The organism is Streptomyces sp. NPDC037421, from assembly GCF_055602105.1.
This window is the reverse complement of sequence record NZ_JBVJWV010000001.1, coordinates 125,419-142,370: the sequence shown is the minus strand read 5'-3', so window position 1 is coordinate 142,370 and position 16,952 is coordinate 125,419. Positions and strand designations below refer to the sequence as shown.

The following is a 16,952-nucleotide window of genomic DNA, read 5'->3' as shown; positions in this document are numbered from 1 at the left end:
GGCCGCCGAACTGCGGGACACCCCGCTGAGCTGCCCTGACGGCCGGACTCAGTCCCCGCCCGGTGCGTCACCCGCGCCGAGACCACCGTCCCGGGCGCGGACGACGGCCTCCGCCCGGGTGGTGACGCCGAGCTTCTCGAAGATGCGGGTGACGTGGTTGCGCACCGTCTTCTCCGCCAGGAACAGCTCGCGGGACACGCGCCGGTTGTCGTAGCCGCGCGCGACCAGGTCGAGCACCTCGACCTCGCGCGCGGTCAGGGCGGGGAAGGGCCGTTCGGCCTCGCGCGGGCCGCCCCCGGTGGCGAGTACGGCGATCCGCGCGGCCACGTCCGGCCCGAACACCGCGCCCCCGGCGGCCACCGTGCGCACCGCGTGCAGCACCTCCTGCCGCCCGGCGCCCTTGAGCAGGTAGCCCCGGGCGCCGGCCTGCAGGGCGGCGAGGAGGGCGCCGTCGTCGTCGGCCATCGTCAGCACCAGCACCGACAGCCCGGGGTGCTCCTCGCTCAGGCGCCGGGTGGCATCCAGGCCCGACCCGTCGGGCAGCGACAGGTCCATCACCACCACCTGCGGCAGCCACGCCCCGACCGCGCCCGCCAGCTCGGCGAGCGTCTCGGCCTCGCCCACCACCTCGATGTCCTCGGCGCTCTCCAGCGCCGACCTCAGCCCCTTGCGGAACAGCGGGTGGTCCTCCACGAGCACCACGCGGACCGGGGTCTTCTCGGACTGCATGGCCCCCACTATGGGCGAGGGACGCGCGCGGGGAACCGCAACCCGGCCCGCTCGGCGCGGCTCCCGCCCGCTACCGGGGCCGCACCTGCACCGGCGTCTCACCGGCCCGGTCGCTGACCCCCCGGCCGATGACGGCCACGGAGGTCACCGCCGAGCCGGCCTTCCCCCAGGAGCCGTCCTCCAGGAGCACGGTCCGCTCGCCCAGCAGGCGCAGGCTGTCCCTGTCGAAGATCCACTCCGTCCGCTCGCCGTCGTGGACCCGGGCGACGGCCACACCCGTACGCCCCGCCGCGTCGGTCGCCTCGGGAACCAGCACGACCCCGGGAATGCGGGCCGCCGCGCGGTACAGGGCGGCGCTCACCCCGGGCGGGGCCTCGAACTGGCGCAGCAGGTCGCCGATGGCGACGAAGGCCTGCTGGTCGGGGCCGGTGGTGGAGCCCGATCCGGGGCCGTGGTTGAGCCGGGTGTCGGCGTAGATCAGCTCCAGGAGCCTGCCGGGGTCCGTGGGGAGGGATTCGAGGAAGCGGTAGGTGGGGCTGTTGAAGCCGGCCACGTTCCCGCTGTCCGAGTGCTGCGTCCAGGTGCCCCTGGCGGTCCGTACGACGGGGTCGGCCGAGCCGTCGACGGACAGCCAGCGCTCCGCGGACTCGTCCGTGCGCGAGGCCTCCATAGCCCCGCCCGGCACCTCGGAGAGCGCCGTGGAGTGCCCGGTCGTGCGCGTGTACAGGAACTGGCCGTCCCGGACGGCCGGGGCGGGGGCCTCCTGGGCGGTCAACGCCACCCGGTCCAGCAGCCGCACGGCCGCCGGATCGGGCGGCGCGGCGGCGGGCGGCCCGCCGCGGCCGCTCACCCCGAGGGTGACGGCCAGGATGACGGCGCAGGTCGCCGCGCCCGCCGCGAGGAACAGCGCCGCACGCCGCCGGGACCGCGCGGGGACGGGCGCGGCATGCGCCTCCCGTAGGAGGTGCTCCCTCAGGCGGGCCCGTCCGTGGAAGGGCAGTTCGGCGTCGGACAGGCCGGGCAGCTGCCCGGGGGGTTCGTCGGCGGGGTTCACAGGTTTCCCTCCCGGGCGGGTCGGGGCGCGGGGAGGTGCCCGCGGGACGGGGACTGGGCGAGGTGGGCGGCGACGAGTACGCGCAGCCGCGCGCGGGCGCGGGAGAGGCGCGAGCGGGCGGTGCCGGCGGGCACGCCGCACGCCCGGGCCACCTCCTCGTGGCTGAGGCCGGACCACACGTGCAGCAGCAGCACCTCGCGGTCGGCGCGGCGCAGCCGGCCGAGGACGGCGAGGGCGGCGGCGGCCTCCGCCGAGTCGTCGAGCCGCGATGCGACGGCATCCGCCAGGTCGGGCGCCGACTCGGGTGGCGGCAGCCGGGTCATCGCCTCGCGGTGGCGGCGCGCCGCCCGGCGGGTGTTGCGGATGACGTTCGTGGCGACACCGAAGAGCCAGGCCCGCCGGCCGGCGACACCCTCGAGCGTGTCGCGCAGCCGCCAGGCCTCCAGGAAGGTCAGGGAGACGATGTCCTCGGCTCCGGCGCGGTCGCCGGTCATGCGGACGGCGTGCGCGAACACCGCGTGGGCGTGTTCGTCGTAGATGTCCGCGAACAGTTGGGGGTTCACGCTGGGAAGTGTCCGCGGATCCCGATCCGTTGCATGTGACTCCGGTCACGCGGCACGCCCGCGAGTGCAACGGAAGCCCTGATACCGCTCAAAACGGAATCTTGCCTTCGAAAGGTCCGACGCGCCAGCGGATATGGCGGAACGTTACTTTACCGTCCGGATCAACGTGCTTACAGCCCGTGGCAGTTGACTGGGGCAACATACGGTTTCAGTAACCGAGACGAACTCCACGGTAATCGTCCCTGGCCTCGAGTGTTCGTATAGCTTCAGCTCGTCGCCGCCGCACCCGGGACACGGGGTCCGCGCGGGGAATCGCGGCGACAGGGATGCGACCACTCCCATGACAACAGCCACTCGCACCAGTGCCTTCCGTGTCGATGCGTACACACCGCACTGCCAGGTCATCGCCGACGAGGGCGGCCACGCCGTCATCGGCATCTCCCCCGGCAACTCCTACTTCTCCGCCCAGCGCGTGCACGCCCTCGCCGAGTGGGCGCTCGACAACTTCGAGCAGGCCGACCTGATCTACACCGACCTGCACGTGGCCGAGATGTACGAGGCCATGGGCTATCCCCCCGACGAGGCCCGCCGCAAGACCGTCAAGAACCTGCGCGGCGTGCGCGCCAAGGTGACCAACGCCGTCGCCGACATCGACCCGTCGGGCACCCGACTGCGCGGCAGGCCGATGTCCTCGCTGCGCGGAATACCCGCCTACGACGCCATGCACGCCGACCTGCTGGAGCGGCTGCACACCGACCCGGCGTTCGCCGAGACCTGCAACGAACTCGTCGACATCTTCCTGTCGTCGAAGGTCCTCGGGGGCCAGCAGCCCACCGCGCACCAGCGGGCGGTCTGCCTGGACTACGTGTGCGCCGAGGCGCCGCTCTTCCTCGACACCCCCGCGATACTCGGCGTCCCCTCGTCGCTGAACTGCTACCACCAGGCGCTGCCGATGGCGGACCTGCTCTACTCGCGCGGCGCCGGACTGCGGGCCTCCCGCAACCAGGGCCACGCCATCGTCACCCCCGCCACCGAAGGAGACCAGCTGTGAGCACCCACGCGGAGCCGATCCTCGAATTCCCCTTCACGTGGGACGGAACGCACCTGCCGACCCAGGTCGACGAACTGCCCCCGGTGGTGAAGGTCCGCACCATCGCCGGAGCCGAGGCCTGGCTCGTCTCCTCGTACGAGCTCGTCAAGCAGGTCCTCGAGGACGACCGCTTCAGCCTCAAGAACACCTCCGACCCCGGTGTGCCCCGCCAGTACGCGCTGACGATCCCCCCGGAGGTCGTCAACAACATGGGCAACATCACCGGCGCCGGCCTGCGCAAGGCCGTCATGAAGGCCATCAACCCCAAGTCCCCGGGCCTGCAGCAGTGGATGGACGAGCACGCCGCCGAACTGGTCGAGCGGATGCTCCGGCACGGCGCCCCCGTCGACGTCCGCACCATGTTCACCGACCCGTTCTCCGAGGCGATGCACTGCCAGATCCTCGGCATCCCGCACGACGCGGCCCCGCTCCTCGCGGAGTCGCTGCCGATCGCCTTCATGAACAGCGCCACCGAGATCCCCGCCGCGCGTCTGAACTGGGACCGCGACATCGCCTACATGAAGGCGCGCCTCGACGACACCGAGCAGGGCCTCATCGGCGACCTCGCCAAGCTGCGCGGCACCGAGGGGTACGAGCACGTCACCGACGAGATGTTCGCGACGGTCGGCGTCACCCTCTTCGGCGCGGGCGTCATCTCCACCGCCGGGTTCCTCGCCATGGCGCTGGTCACCCTGCTCACCCACCCGGAGGAGGCCGACTACCTGGCCGACCACCCGGAGCTCATGCCCCAGGCCGTGGACGAGCTGCTACGGATCAACCTGTCCATCGGCGACGGCCTGCCGCGCCTGGTCATGGAGGACATGACCCTGGGCGACGTCCAGGTCAAGGCGGGCGAGCTGGTGCTCGTCCTGCCCGAGGGCGCCAACTTCGACCCCTCCGTCTTCCCGGACCCGCACCGCCTCGACTTCACCCGCGCCAACTCCTCCGCCCACTTCTCCTTCGGCGGAGGCTCGCACTACTGCCCCGCCACCGCCCTCGGCAAGAAGCACGCCGAGACCGCGCTGCTCGCCCTCCTCAAGGCCATGCCCCGCATACGTCTGGCCGTGCCGGTCGAGCAGCTCGTGTGGCGCACGGGCTTCATGAAGCGCCTGCCCGAGCGTCTGCCGGTGATGTGGTGACCACCGTCTGACCGGCCCCCGCGCCGTAGGCCCGGCCCCCGCCCCCCAGCCCGCAGGGCTCACGGGAGCGGGGGCCCGGCCCGTTCCACCCGGACCCGGTCCCCGACCCGGACCCGGCCCGGGCGGGCGACCGCCGCCAGCGCGTCCAGCCGCATGCCGTGTCCCCGCGCGACGGCGCGCAGCACCAGCGGCGAGTGCGGCAGGTCCTGCTGGGCCTCGTTGATCATCACGCACCGCTCGCTGGAGCGCTCGAACCGTACGCGCAGCGAGCCGCCGCCGATCCGGGCGGTGGCGCCGAACCAGAGGTCCTCCGCGAACGGCGGCGTGCCCGGAGGCGTCCGCACCAGCAGGTTCGGCCGGAACCGGCGCTCGTCCACGGGCACCCCGGGAACAGCCGCGCGGACCCAGTCCAGGGTGGCGGTGGTCAGCACGCTCAGCGGCAACTGGTCGAAGTGGGAGACCTCCCCCTCGCGGGCCACCTCCACGTCGTCCCGGCCCAGATGGCGCCGTACGCAGGCGGTCGCGTCCGGCGCCGGCACACCGTCCGCGTCCAGCAGCTCGGGAACCCCCGCCACCACCCCGCCCGGATAGCGGGACCGCAGCCGCAGCAGCCCCGGCATGCGCCGGAACCGCCGCGTGCTCTTCCCCGAGCCCAGCTTGCCCTCGGAGTCCCGTACCGCGTAGAGGCGGTCACCGGCGAGCCCCCGGACGTCCACCCCGGCCTCGTCGAGCAGCTCCCCGCCCGTGGACTTGACGGGATACCGCCAGATCCGCTCGACCGTGCCGAGCACCGTACCGTCGTCCATGTCCCGCCCGTTCCGCGCGTCTTGCCCGGCCTGGCCCCGAGTCCCCCGTCGGCCGGGGCCGTCGGGGGACAGTCTGGTACGGAACGATCACGCCGGGGGTGTGACGGTCGTCATGGTCATACGGGGCAGGGCCGGTACTCCAGGCTGAGTTCGCGATCCACCGCGTAACTGGTGCGCATGGACGCCTCGGTGACCTTCTGCCAGGAGCCGTACTTGGCGTAGAGCTGGTCGGCGGTCGGTCCGAGCGGGTTGCCGTACTTGGCCTGGTTGCGCTCCTCCAGGACGCGGACCTCCTCCGGGGTCATGCCCGCGCGGGTGATCTCCTTGGCCTGGTTGCGCATGTCGACCATCTCCCGGGCGATCTCCTCGTCGGAGGCCCCGGATTCGCGCATCGCCGCCTCGGTGCGGTGCATGTCCTCCAGGAGGCCGTGGTAGCGCATCCGGGTCCGCTGGGCCTCGACCTTCTCGTCCATCGGCAGGACACGGATGCGGCACACCACGGGATCGGCACTGGGACACGGGTCGTCGGCGGCCGCCGGCCGGGCCAGGGGAGCGGTGATGACCGAGCCGCACGCCTCGGCGGCGACGGAGGCGGCGGCCGGGGTGAGCAGGGCGGCCGAAGCGAGGAACGGTACGAGGGCGCGGCGCAGGAGCGCGGAGGAAGGACGCATGCGCGCCATCCTGGGCGGGCGCGCCGCACCGGTTCACGCAGGCGCACCGCCGGCGGCTGCCGATCACTCCTACGGGCAGACGCCCCCGGCATCCCCGTCCGTGTCCGTCCCTGTACGCGTCACCGCTGGCAGCGGCCGAAGTCCACGACGTACGTCCCGGCTCCGGTCGCGCCCGCCCCGGCCGGATCGGCCGCGCCGGGCTGCGCCCAGCCGCCGAACTCTCGCAGCGAGGAGTCCAGGATGATCGCGCGGTGACCCGGGCTGTTCATCCACCACTTGACGGCGGAGTTCGGGGTGCCCGAGCCGCCCCAGCCGTTGTAGGTGATCTCGGAGACGCCCCAGGACCGGGGGTTGGGGCAGTAGCCGGCGCCCATGATGCGGCTCTGCGGGGTGGAGCCGGTCCGCGGGTTGGTGTGCGAATCCTTCCAGGGCCCCCACCACTTCAGCTGCACGGCCGCGGCGGCGTGCTGCCGGGCCGCCTCGGTCAGGGACGCGTTCACCGTCAGGGCGGGCAGCCCGCGCTGGGTGCGCTGGGCGTTGACGAGGCACAGGACGGCGTCCCGCTCCTGGACGCCCCCGCCCGGGGGCCGGGCCGCCGCCGCGGTGTCGCAGCCGACGGCCGTCGCGGACGGCGCGGCCACCGGCACGAGCAGGGCGGACAGGACGGCGGCCACGGCCAGGGAGACCGTGGTACGGGTACGTGAACTGCGGCTGCTCACGGGCTTCCACCTCCTGCGGACTCGGAACAGGGGTTGCGAGCGGTGTGGAGGAGCCCAGCGCTGTGGCTGCTCCCTTCAGCCTGGCACCCGGCCCAGCTGATCGCCATCCGGCCCGTGGAGCGCGGCGAGTTGCGGGACGGCCGGGCGGCACCCCTCAGCCCGCCGACGACGGCTCCTCGGCCTCCCCGGTGATCCGCTCCAGGTCGGTCATCAGCGAATCCAGCCACAGCACCGCCGCGTAGTACCGCCTCGGCGCGCCCGGCGGCTCGGCCGTGAACCCGTCGAAGGCCGGGTCCCGCAGCGCGACCGGCGTCCGCGGGGTGTCGCCGCCCGGGTCCAGCCACGCCGACACCAGCAGCATCCGCCCGGCCACCCGGTCCCCGAGCCCCGTCACCGCCGCCGCCGGCTCCCGCTCCAGCGGCGGTACGAGGACCCGCGCGGGCACCGCCAGCAGCCGGTCCGCGCCCCACAGCGTGTGGTGGCCGGCCAGCAGCGCGGCCTGCCAGTCCTGCCCCGATGCCGGCACCGGCCCGTGCGGCTCGCTCTGGTACTGCGCGTACGCCGACTCGGCCAGGACCAGCGAGTGCATCAGCGACCGGTGCCCCGGCGCGCTGACCACCGGCTCCCGGACCCCGCCCGCCGCGAGCCGGGCGGCCGTCGCCACCACGATCTCCGCGGCGCCCCGCAACAGCACCGCCGCCGACCGCCGCAGCTCGTCCTGCGCACCCCGGGGCCAGGCCAGCAGCCCGAACACCGCGCCGATCGCGCTGCCGGTCAGCACGTCCAGCAGCCGGAACTCGGCGAGCTGCCAGGTCGCGGGCGCCAGCTGGGCGAACACCAGGGCGATGACCACCGTGAACAACGCCTGTGCCCACCCCACCCCCTTGACCGGCCCCAGCGTGAACGCGGCCAGCATCAACGGCGGCAGCGCCGCCGCGTACACGGCGGTGTCCGACCCCGCGAGCGCCAGCAGCCCCGCTGCGGCCAGCGCCCCGACCAGGGTCCCCGTCAGCGCGATCCGTACGGTCGAACGGGTCTCGCGCACCGTCGTACGGGTCAGCGTCAGCGTCGCCAGCAGCACCCAGAACCCGTGCGGCAGGCTGTCCTCGCCGGCGATCACCCGCGCCGACGCCAGTGCCAGGCTCAGCCGCACCGCGTTCTGGAAGAACACCGACCGCCGCCCGGCGTGCCCCGCCAGCCGGTGCCACCACAGCCGCACCGCGCCCATCCGCGCGTACCAGAACCGGCCCGGCGCCGCCCGCTCCGCACCCGCCCGCCCCCGTACCGCGATCCCGGCCGCCGTCGACATCGCCAGCGCGGCGTCCGCCACCTCCAGCACCGCCGCGTGCCGCCGCAGCACCGCCGGCCCCTCCCCGCCCTCCGGGCACGCCGCCAGGGCCGCACGGGCCCGCAGCAGCTCCGCGTGCGCGTCCCCGGCCGGCTCCCGGCCCCGCAGCAGGCCGGCCGTCTCCCGCGCGGTGTCCCGTACCGCGCCCAGCACCTCCGGGCCCGCCGCCCCCGGGGCCCCCGCCACCGGCGGCAGCCCCGCCAGCCGGACCAGCAGGGTGCGGGCCGCCAGCCCGGTGTGGGTCAGCGCCCGGTCCCGCAGCCCCGGCCCCGCCGGCCGCTCCGCCTCCGGCACCCGCGAGGGCCGCAGCGCCGGACCGGCCTCCGCCGCCCGCAGCTCCGCCGCCGCGGACAGCGCGTACGGCGGCCCCGCCAGCTCGGCCGCGCACCCCCGCGCGCACTCGGCGGCCCGCGCGGCCAGCTCCCGGTACGGCACGGTCGGCGGGTCGGGCAGCAGGAACGCCTCCGCCAGCACCAGCAGCGCGAGACCCACCGTCGCACCGGCCAGCCGCTCCCCGAGCGAGCCCGGATCATAGGGCGGGAACGACGGCAGGATGTACATCAGCTGGAGCCCGGGCCCCGCCCCCGCCGCCTTCGGCCCGCCCACCGCCACGAACGCCAGCACGAAGCCGGCCACCAGCATCCCCAGGACCGCGCTCCAGGTCCGCACCGACAGGAACGTGCCGATCGTGATCAGCACCCAGCAGGCCGGCAGCAGCCACAGCACCACCGCGGCACGCTGCCGGCCGGTACCGGGGATGTGCGACAGGCCCGCCAGCGCCACCGCGGCGAACAGCGCGTAGGTCGCCGCGACGGTCGAGCCGAAGCCGTACAGGAACAGGTAGAACCCCGCGCCGCCGGCCAGCGTGACCCGCACCGCGCGCCGCCCCGCCGCCGCCCAGACGGCCGGCGGCCGCATCCCGGGAACGCCACCCATGCCACCAGCATCACCCGCGACCACCCGCCCGGCACGCCGCGGCCGCCCCTGGAGCCGCTCTCCGCCGGGGCGCGAGTCGCGGTCCAGCACCGCATCGGTTCGAGCTGACACGGTTACGACCAGGACGCGGGCCGGACCGTCCCGCCAGAGCATCCCGGTGCCCGGCCGACGCGCCGACGCGCCTCGGAGCCCGCACGGCGGAGCGGCAGGGGCCGGGAGCCCCGGAACGCAGGCGTGAGTCTCGACCAGTCGAAGGCCTGCCGACCGGAAGGCTGAGGAGAAGGAGTTCCACCAGTGAAAATCGTTCTGATATCCGGCAGCACCCGGGGCGACTCGGTGAACAGCGCCGTACTCGCCACCGTGCGCCACATCCTCGGGAACCTGCCCGGCGAGCACGAGAGCGTGCTGCTCCCCGTCGGCGAACTTCCCTTCTACGAGGCCGAACTGGAGCGCACCGACGGCTCGGCCGCCGTCCGCGCGGCCAAGGAGCTGGTCACCGCCGCCGACGCGCTGTTCATCAGCACCCCCTCCTACAACGGCGAGATGCCCGGCGCGCTGAAGAACGCCCTGGACTGGCTGTCCCGGGCCCAGGGCGAGAGCCCGAGCCCGCTGACCGGCAAGGTGGCCGCGGTGACCAGCGCCTCTCCCGGAGCGCGCGGCGGCCTCGACGCGCAGACCGGCCTGACCGGCCTGCTCGCCCGCTGCGGGGCACGGGTCGTCGAGCACGAGCCGGTCGCCGTCGCCCGCACGGGCAGGCTCGCCACCGAGGACGGCCGCTACACCGACGAGGAGACCGTGGCCCGGCTGGAGAGCCTGACCCGGGCCCTGATCGCCGAGCTCGCCGTGGCGGGCGACCGCGTGGAGGTGCTCGTCTGATGGCGACCTCGACCCCCGGCCTGTTCCGGATCATGAAGGAGGACCTGGAGGTGGTCGTCGCCCGCGACCCCTCCATGCGCAACCGCCGGGAGGCACTGCTGCACGCGGCCCTTCCCGCCCTGTGGGCCCACCGGATCGCGCACCGGCTGCACGAGCGCGGACACCGGATGACCGCGCGGATCATCGCCTGGAAGGCCCGCCGCAGCACCTCCGTGGAGATCCACCCCGGCGCCGTGCTCGGCCGCCGGGTGTTCATCGACCACGGCGCCGCCGTGGTGATCGGCGAAACCGCCGTCGTCGGGGACGACGTGACCATCTACCACCAGGTGACGCTGGGAGCGGTCGGCTGGTGGAGCGACAACAACCGGCCCGAGGGCGACCGCAGGCACCCGGTGGTGGGCGCCCACGTCGTACTCGGCACCAACGCGACCGTGCTGGGGCCGGTCACCATCGGCGCGCACGCCGTCATCGGAGCCCAGGCACTGGTGAACAAGGACGTGCCCGCGGGCGCCCGGGTGCTCGCCGCCACCGCGGTGATCAAGCCCGTCGGCCAGCGGCCGCAGCCCATGGAGGACCTGTACGCGATGACGGCCTCGGCCGGCTCCTGGTAGCCGGCCCCGGCCTCGCGGCACCGCACCGGCCCCGGCCCGCCCGCCGCGATCCCGCTCCACCCTGCCGAACATCCCCCCACGAAGGCCGCACCGGGGCCGCGGCGGACCACCTCCGCCCGCACGGCACGCGGCCGCACGAACCGACTTGTGAGGAACCACACGTGGAAAGCCGTGAGACGCGCCGCATAGCAGACAGCATCGCGGACCTGGTCGGCTCGACCCCGCTGATCCGCCTGCGCTTCGAGGACTCGGCCCCGGGCGCCGAGGTGCTGGCCAAGCTGGAGTCCGCCAACCCGATGTCCACCAGCAAGGACCGGGCGGCCCTCTACATGCTGCGCGCCGCCGAGGAACGCGGCGACCTGATGCCGGGCAACGGAACCGTCATCGAGGCCACTTCCGGCAACACCGGCATCTCCCTGGCCGCCCTCTCCGCGGCCCGCGGGTACCGCTGCGTCATCGTGCTGCCCGACAGTGCCACCGCCGAACGGGTCGCCCTGCTCAAGGCGCTGGGCGCCGAGGTCGTGCAGACCCCCCGCGACGCCGGCTACGCCGGCGCGATCGCCAAGGCGGAGGAGCTGCACGCGGCGACCCCCGGGTCCTGGTTCGCCTGCCAGCACGAGAACGCCGACAACGTCCGCGCCCACTACGAGACCACCGGTCCCGAGATCTGGGCCGACACGGCGGGCCGGATCGACGTACTGGTCTGCGGCGTCGGCACCGGAGGCACCCTCAGCGGCATCGCGAAGTACCTCAAGGAACAGAACCCGGGGATCCGCGTCGTCGCGGTCGAGCCGGAGAACTCCCCGGTGCTCTCGCAGGGCGAGGGCGGCCTGCACCGGATCCCGGGCCTCAACGGCGGCTTCGTCGCCCCCACCACCGACGTCTCGCTGATCGACAACGTGGTGACCGTCTCGGACGAGGACGCCATGGCCGGCGCCCGCTCGCTCGCCCGCGAGCAGGGCATCTTCGTCGGCGTCTCCTCCGGCGCCGTCGCCCACGCCTGCGCCCGGCTGGCCGCGCACCCGGACTACATCGGCGCCTCGATCGTCACGATCCTGCCCGACACCGGCGAGCGCTACCTGAGCCTGTGGAGCGAGGCAGCCGCGCCCGCCGCCGGGGCCGCCCGGCAGCCGGCCCCGGCCCCCGCTCCGGCCCCCGCTCCGGCTCCGGCGACGGCCGCCACGGCTCCGGCCCAGGTCCTGACCACGAAGTCCTGACGCCTCCCGCCCGGGCGTTCCCGCCCTTCCCCCACTCCTCCCTCGAAGGAACCCGGCGTGAATTTCCGTCAGCTCCATCCGAACATCAAGCTGAGGCTCGGCATCGGATTCGTCCAGCGGATGCTCGGCATCATGCTGATGCCGCTGATGGTCATCCACCTCGCGACGCTGTACGGAGCGGCCGCGGCCGGCGTGCTGACCATGGCCGTGGCCGCCGCGGGCATCGCCAGCAACTTCGTCGGGGGCCACCTCGCCGACGTCCACGGCCGCAAGCCGCTGATGGTCGCCGGCGAGGCGGGGGCGGCGCTCACCTTCGCACTGCTCGCCCTGGCCAACTCGCCCTGGTGGCAGTCCGGAGCGGCCACCTTCGTGCTCTTCCTGATCAACACCTGTCTCGCCAGCGCGGCCACCCCCGCCGCCGAGGCGATGATGATCGACGTCTCCACCCCCGAGAACCGGCAGCTCGTCTACACGGTCAACTACTGGTCGATCAACATGGCGTTCACCGTCGGTGCCCTGATCGGCGGCTTCTTCTACGGGGACCACTTCGCCCTCCTGCTGGCCGGCGCGGCCGTACTGTCCCTGGCCACCGCGCTGGTCACCTGGTGGCGGATCGCCGAGAGCGCCCCGGAATCCGCCAAGGGCCGGGCTTCCGGCGTCCCCGCCATGCTCCGCGGCTACCTGGCCGTCTCCCGGGACCGGGTGTTCCTCAGGCTGGTGGGCGCCGCGATCCTCACCCGCGCCATCGAGGTCCAGATCGGCTACTACATCGCCGTCCGCCTCGCCGACGACTTCCCCGAGCAGGCACTGGCCGGCCTGGAACGCTGGTTCCCCTCCGTGGACGGGGTCGCCATGCTCGGCATCCTGCGGGCCGTCAACACCGTCCTGGTCGTCGGCTTCGCCCTCTTCACCGGCAGCATGTTCCGCCGGCTGTCCGACCGGGCCCGCCTCTACGCGGGCATCGCCGTCTTCACCGCCGGCCACATGGTCCTGGCCGTCAGCAACAGCGGCTGGATCCTGATCGCCGCCGCCGTCGTGTTCACCCTCGGGGAGATCGCGAACGTACCGGTCAAGCAGGCCATCCTGGCCGACCTGGTGGATCCGGCCGCCCGCACCAAGTACCTCGCCGCCTACGGCCTGGTACCCCGCATCGGCCTGCTCATCGGCTCGGTGTGCGTGACCGTCGGCGCCTTCCTCTCCCCGGCCGGCATGAGCGTCCTCTACGGCGCCTTCGGCCTCGGCGCCATCCTCGTCTACCGCTCCCTGCTGCCGCTGCGCGAATCCCGCCGCACCGCCGCCGAGCACGAACCCGCGGCCGCGCCGCCGGCCACCGCGCCGGCGACCGCGCCGGCCCAGAACGGAGCCACGTCATGACCCAGCCCCGAGAGCCCGGCCGCATCCTGATGGTGATGCCGTACGAGCAGCTCGTACGCAAGGCCGTCGACGCCGGCTTCCAGGTCTGGTCGATCTGGGACCCCGCGCTGCGGACACCCGAATACCTCGACAAGGTCGCCGCGCACTCGCGGGAACTGGCCCTGGTCGACTTCGGGGACGAGGCGGCCCTGCGCGCCCTCGTCGCCGAGCTGGCCCGCAAGCACGACGTCCAGTACGTCCTGCACCTGGGCAGCGAAGCCACCATGGCCCCCGTGCTCGCCGAAGCCGAGGCCCTCGGCCTGTCACCGAACACCGCCGAGTCCGTACGGCTGCTCAACGACAAGCACGCGATGCGCGGCCTGCTCAACGCCCGCGGGGTCTCCGCCGTCCGAGCCCGCCGGGCCGAGACCCTCGGCGAAGTCGGGCCGCTGCTCGCCGAGTTCGGACTGCCCGCCGTCGTCAAGCCCACCAACACGGCCGGCAGCCGCGGCATCGCCCTGGTCCGCACCGCCGCCGACCTCGACGAATGGACCGAGCGGGTCAAGGCGGGCGGCTTCGAGGGCCCCTTCATCATCGAGGACTACCTCGAAGGCCCGGAGTTCAGCGTCGAGACCCTCACCGCCGGCGGCACCCACCACGTCGTCGGGATCACCGCCAAGCAGACCACCGGAGCCCCCGGATTCGTCGAGACCGGGCACATCCACCCGGCTCCCCTCGACCCCGCCGACGCCGCCGCGGTCCGCGACACCGTCACCGCCCTCCTCGACCTCGCCGGCTACGCCTTCGGCCCCGCCCACACCGAGGTCATCCTCACCCCTGCCGGGCCGCGCATCGTCGAGTCCCAGGCACGCCTCGGCGGCGACCGGATCCCGCTGCTCGTGGAGGTGGCCACCGGCTACGACATCGAGGCCGCCGTCTTCCGGGGCCTGGCCGGCGAGGACGTCACCGCCCCCGCACCCCACCGGTACGCCGCCATCGGCTTCTTCCAGCTCCCCGCCGGACGCCTGGAGTCCGTCGAGGGCCTCGAAGAACTGCGCGCCCAGGACCAGGTGCACGGCGTGCACTTCCCCTACGGCCCGGGCGACGTCCTGCCCCGCACCACTGACTCCGGCACCCGCCACGGCTACGCCGTCGTCGACGCACCGACCCCCGCCGAGGCCGCCGAGCGGATCGCCGCGGCCCACGCCGCCCTGCGCACCACGACCACCGAGACCCCGAAGGAAGCACTGCGATGACCGCCCCGACCGCGCGCGCCGCGGACCGTACCCTGCTGCTCGTCGGCGCCACGGACCAGCACCTCGAACGAGCCAAGGCGCTGGGCGTCCGCGTGGTGCTCCTCCAGCACCCCGACAAGATCAACGCCTACCAGACCGGGCTGGCCGACGTCCTGCTGATGGTCGACTACACCGACTGGGACACCGTACGGCCGCTCGCCGAGGCCTCCCGCGAGGTGTGGGGCTTCGACACGATCGCCTCCCTCACCGAGGCCGGACTGGAGATGGCCGCCCGCCTCAACGCCCACTTCGGCTTCCCGGGCACCGGCCCCGAGGCAAGCCGCCGCATGCGCAACAAGTTCCTGATGCGGCAGCACCTCACGGAGAGGGGCAAGCTGTCGATCCACTGGGACCGGGTCACCGACCGGGCCTCCCTCGACGCCTTCGCCGCCCTCGCGGGCTACCCCTTCATCATCAAGCCCACCGACGCCACCGCGAGCTTCGGCCTGATCCGCGTCACCGGTGACGGGGAACTGGACGCCACCTGGGAGCGGATCGAGGAGCTGCGCGGCCGGCGCACCGACCGCGGATCGACCCTCTACACCCTCAGCGAGTTCCTGATGGAGTCCTACCTCGACGGGCCCGAGTTCAGCGTGGAGGCCTTCAGCTTCGCCGGCCGCCACGTGGTGATCGCCGTGACCGAGAAGCTCGTCGACGACACCCACTTCGCGGAACTCGGCCACGCCCTGCCCGCCCGCCTGGCACCGGAAGCGCACGCCCGGGTCACGGCCGCCGTCGAGGACTTCCTCGACACGATGGGCGTCACCGACGGACCCAGCCACACCGAGCTGCGCCTCGGCTCCCGGGGCCCCGTCGTCATCGAGTCCCACAACCGGGTCGGCGGCGGCCACATCAACGAACTGGTCGAGGCCGCCTACGGCATCGACCTCCTCGGTTACGGCGTCGCCTGGCCGCTGGGCCTGGTCGAGGCGCTCCCGGAGCCCCCGCAGGCCCGGGCCGGCGCCTGCACCCGCTTCGTGCTCCGCGACCCCGGCACCGTCACGGCCGTCTCCGGAGTGGAAGAGGTCGCCGCCCGCCCCGACGTGCTCGCCGTGGAGGTCTCCGTGGCGCCCGGCGACCCGGTGCGCCCGCTGCGGGACAACTGGGACCGGCTCGGCTTCGCCGCCGTGACGGCGGCCGACACCGACGCCGCGATCGCCCTGTGCGAGCGGCTGACCGGGCAGATCCGCATCGACGTGACCCCGGCCGGGACGCCGGCGGACGCCCGGGACCTGGAGGTCGCCGCGTGACCGCGCTCGTACTGCACCGGTTCCCGCTCGGCCCCTTCCCGTACGACCGCTGGCTCGCGGAACTCGGCGGCGGTGTGGTGGTGATCGCCGCCCGCGACCGGATCGAGGGCGCCCGCGAGCAGGTCCCGGACGGCGACGGCGGCTACCGCCGGCTGGTGGTGCTCGACGACTTCGAGGACGAGGAACTCCTCGACCGCACCGCCCTCGAACTGGCCGAGGAGCACCGGGTCACCCACGTCATCGCCCCCCACGAGGCGGACCTGATGCGGGCGGCCCGTCTGCGGGAGAAGCTCGGCCTGCCCGGACAGCTGCCCGACGAGGTGCTGCCCTTCCGGGACAAGGCCCTGATGAAGCGGCGGCTGGAGGCGGCCGGCATCGAGGTCGCCCCGCACGCCCTGCCCGCCACGGCCGACGACGCGCGGGACTTCGCGGACGACCACGGCCTGCCGGTGGTGTTCAAAGCCCGCGACGGCTTCGGCTCCATCGGGCTGAGGGTCGTGACGACGGCCGACGGGCTGGAGGGGTACCTGGCCGAGGCCTTCCCGCCCGGCGCGGCGCCCCGCGAGGACCTGCTGGCCGAGGCGTACGTCCCGGGCCGGATGTGCCACGTGGACGGAGTCGTCGTGGGCGGCCGCCCGGTGATGGCCTGGCCGTCCCAGTACCAGTACGACCTCTCCTCCTTCCAGGAGGACCCCGGCGCCCGGGTGGACCTGACCCTGGACCCCTCGGACCCGCTGACCCCGCGTCTGCTGGAGCTGGCCGACGCCGCGCTCGCGGCCCTCGGCGGCCCGGCGGACCACGCCTTCCACGCCGAGGTCTTCCACACCCCCGACGACCGCCTCGTCGTCTGCGAGGTGGCCTCCCGCCCGGCCGGCGCGCGGATCCGCGAGGTACTGGACGCCGTGTTCGGGGTGCACCCGGTGGAGCTGGCGACGCGGGCCCAGACGGGACTGCGGCTGCCCGCCCTGGCCAGGCTCGCGGACGGCGCCCGGCTGGAGCCGGTCCGCATGGCCGGCCAGGTCCTGATGATGAAGCGGCCCGGCACCGTGCGCGGCATCCCGGTCACCCCGGAGGAGCCCTGGGTGCAGTACTACGGGGTCTACGCCGAACCGGGCGAGGTCCTCGCGGAGGCGGCCCTCTCCTCGGACTTCCTCGCGGCGGCGGTGCTGTCGGCGCCGACCCGTGAGGAGTGCGAGCGGCGGCTGCGCACCCTCGGCGCCCGGTTCGAGGCGGAGATCGTGATCGACTGACACCCCCGGGGCACGGCCTGAGGGCTGACCCGTAATCCCCGGTGG

At 74.0% G+C, this 16,952-nt stretch carries 16 protein-coding genes; 9 read left to right on the top strand and 7 right to left on the bottom strand.

What is annotated here, in order from left to right; genetic code table 11:
• Window positions 1-48: 48 nt before the first annotated feature.
• The 3 genes from ACZ7IF_RS00575 to ACZ7IF_RS00565 all read right to left on the bottom strand — a co-directional run bounded on the left by ACZ7IF_RS00575 (window position 49) and on the right by ACZ7IF_RS00565 (window position 2,346).
• The gene (locus ACZ7IF_RS00575) at window positions 49-729 is read right to left on the bottom strand and encodes a response regulator transcription factor (protein ID WP_470960930.1); all 681 of its coding nucleotides are present in this window, start codon (window positions 727-729) and stop codon (window positions 49-51) included.
• A 70-nt stretch (window positions 730-799) separates the two neighbouring features.
• The gene (locus ACZ7IF_RS00570) at window positions 800-1,783 is read right to left on the bottom strand and encodes a CU044_5270 family protein (protein WP_470960928.1); all 984 of its coding nucleotides are present in this window, start codon (window positions 1,781-1,783) and stop codon (window positions 800-802) included.
• A complete protein-coding gene (locus ACZ7IF_RS00565; RefSeq protein ID WP_470960926.1) occupies window positions 1,780-2,346 on the bottom strand; it encodes an RNA polymerase sigma factor in 567 nt (188 codons plus the stop codon). The genes ACZ7IF_RS00570 and ACZ7IF_RS00565 overlap by 4 nt, the downstream gene beginning before the upstream one ends.
• 340 nt (window positions 2,347-2,686) lie before the next feature.
• Between ACZ7IF_RS00565 and ACZ7IF_RS00560 the strand changes: the two genes are divergently transcribed.
• Together ACZ7IF_RS00560 and ACZ7IF_RS00555 are read left to right on the top strand one after the other, a co-directional pair.
• Entirely contained in the window at window positions 2,687-3,397 is a 711-nt protein-coding gene (locus ACZ7IF_RS00560; protein ID WP_401238606.1) for a cyclodityrosine synthase, read from the top strand.
• Window positions 3,394-4,575: a cytochrome P450 gene (locus ACZ7IF_RS00555; RefSeq protein WP_470960924.1), complete on the top strand. Its 1,182-nt coding sequence runs from the start codon at window positions 3,394-3,396 to the stop codon at window positions 4,573-4,575. The genes ACZ7IF_RS00560 and ACZ7IF_RS00555 overlap by 4 nt, the downstream gene beginning before the upstream one ends.
• A gap of 59 nt (window positions 4,576-4,634) precedes the next feature.
• On the opposite strand, the gene ACZ7IF_RS00550 is transcribed toward ACZ7IF_RS00555, so the two are convergent.
• The 4 genes from ACZ7IF_RS00550 to ACZ7IF_RS00535 all read right to left on the bottom strand — a co-directional run bounded on the left by ACZ7IF_RS00550 (window position 4,635) and on the right by ACZ7IF_RS00535 (window position 9,055).
• Window positions 4,635-5,381 (bottom strand): MOSC domain-containing protein, encoded by a 747-nt coding sequence (locus tag ACZ7IF_RS00550; RefSeq protein ID WP_470960922.1) that lies wholly within the window; start codon window positions 5,379-5,381, stop codon window positions 4,635-4,637.
• A gap of 116 nt (window positions 5,382-5,497) precedes the next feature.
• A complete protein-coding gene (locus tag ACZ7IF_RS00545; RefSeq protein WP_470960920.1) occupies window positions 5,498-6,061 on the bottom strand; it encodes a hypothetical protein in 564 nt (187 codons plus the stop codon).
• Between the two features lie 110 nt (window positions 6,062-6,171).
• Entirely contained in the window at window positions 6,172-6,771 is a 600-nt protein-coding gene (locus ACZ7IF_RS00540) for a CAP domain-containing protein (protein ID WP_470960918.1), read from the bottom strand.
• Window positions 6,772-6,925: 154 nt separating this feature from the next.
• On the bottom strand, window positions 6,926-9,055 hold the full coding sequence (locus tag ACZ7IF_RS00535) for an FUSC family protein (protein ID WP_470960916.1): 2,130 nt from the start codon (window positions 9,053-9,055) through the stop codon (window positions 6,926-6,928).
• Window positions 9,056-9,349: 294 nt separating this feature from the next.
• On the opposite strand from ACZ7IF_RS00535, the gene ACZ7IF_RS00530 reads away from it, so the two are divergent.
• From ACZ7IF_RS00530 to ACZ7IF_RS00500, 7 genes are all read left to right on the top strand, one after another.
• Window positions 9,350-9,931 (top strand): NADPH-dependent FMN reductase, encoded by a 582-nt coding sequence (locus ACZ7IF_RS00530; RefSeq protein ID WP_470960914.1) that lies wholly within the window; start codon window positions 9,350-9,352, stop codon window positions 9,929-9,931.
• Window positions 9,931-10,542, top strand: coding sequence for a serine O-acetyltransferase EpsC (epsC, locus tag ACZ7IF_RS00525; protein WP_470960912.1), 612 nt, complete (start codon window positions 9,931-9,933; stop codon window positions 10,540-10,542). Before ACZ7IF_RS00530 ends, epsC begins: the two co-directional genes overlap by 1 nt.
• Before the next feature lie 161 nt (window positions 10,543-10,703).
• Window positions 10,704-11,759, top strand: a complete 1,056-nt coding sequence (locus tag ACZ7IF_RS00520; protein ID WP_470960910.1) for a PLP-dependent cysteine synthase family protein — start codon at window positions 10,704-10,706, stop codon at window positions 11,757-11,759.
• Between the two features lie 57 nt (window positions 11,760-11,816).
• Window positions 11,817-13,133 carry an MFS transporter gene (locus ACZ7IF_RS00515; protein WP_470960908.1) on the top strand — a complete coding sequence of 439 codons (1,317 nt, stop codon included), beginning with the start codon at window positions 11,817-11,819 and terminating at the stop codon, window positions 13,131-13,133.
• Window positions 13,130-14,368: an ATP-grasp domain-containing protein gene (locus ACZ7IF_RS00510; RefSeq protein ID WP_470960906.1), complete on the top strand. Its 1,239-nt coding sequence runs from the start codon at window positions 13,130-13,132 to the stop codon at window positions 14,366-14,368. Before ACZ7IF_RS00515 ends, ACZ7IF_RS00510 begins: the two co-directional genes overlap by 4 nt.
• Entirely contained in the window at window positions 14,365-15,657 is a 1,293-nt protein-coding gene (locus tag ACZ7IF_RS00505) for an ATP-grasp domain-containing protein (protein WP_470960904.1), read from the top strand. The genes ACZ7IF_RS00510 and ACZ7IF_RS00505 overlap by 4 nt, the downstream gene beginning before the upstream one ends.
• Complete coding sequence (locus ACZ7IF_RS00500; protein ID WP_470960902.1) at window positions 15,654-16,907, top strand: ATP-binding protein; 1,254 nt, start codon at window positions 15,654-15,656, stop codon at window positions 16,905-16,907. The genes ACZ7IF_RS00505 and ACZ7IF_RS00500 overlap by 4 nt, the downstream gene beginning before the upstream one ends.
• The last annotated feature ends 45 nt before the right edge of the window (window positions 16,908-16,952 follow it).

Bases quoted from the DNA above. Each gene is read 5' to 3' on its own strand.
- ACZ7IF_RS00575 (WP_470960930.1), bottom strand. From the start codon at position 729: ATGCAGTCCGAGAAGACCCCGGTCCGCGTGGTGCTCGTGGAGGACCAC.
- ACZ7IF_RS00560 (WP_401238606.1), top strand. From the start codon at position 2,687: ATGACAACAGCCACTCGCACCAGTGCCTTCCGTGTCGATGCGTACACA.
- ACZ7IF_RS00550 (WP_470960922.1), bottom strand. From the start codon at position 5,381: ATGGACGACGGTACGGTGCTCGGCACGGTCGAGCGGATCTGGCGGTAT.
- ACZ7IF_RS00545 (WP_470960920.1), bottom strand. From the start codon at position 6,061: ATGGCGCGCATGCGTCCTTCCTCCGCGCTCCTGCGCCGCGCCCTCGTA.
- ACZ7IF_RS00535 (WP_470960916.1), bottom strand. From the start codon at position 9,055: ATGGGTGGCGTTCCCGGGATGCGGCCGCCGGCCGTCTGGGCGGCGGCG.
- epsC (WP_470960912.1), top strand. From the start codon at position 9,931: ATGGCGACCTCGACCCCCGGCCTGTTCCGGATCATGAAGGAGGACCTG.
- ACZ7IF_RS00510 (WP_470960906.1), top strand. From the start codon at position 13,130: ATGACCCAGCCCCGAGAGCCCGGCCGCATCCTGATGGTGATGCCGTAC.
- ACZ7IF_RS00505 (WP_470960904.1), top strand. From the start codon at position 14,365: ATGACCGCCCCGACCGCGCGCGCCGCGGACCGTACCCTGCTGCTCGTC.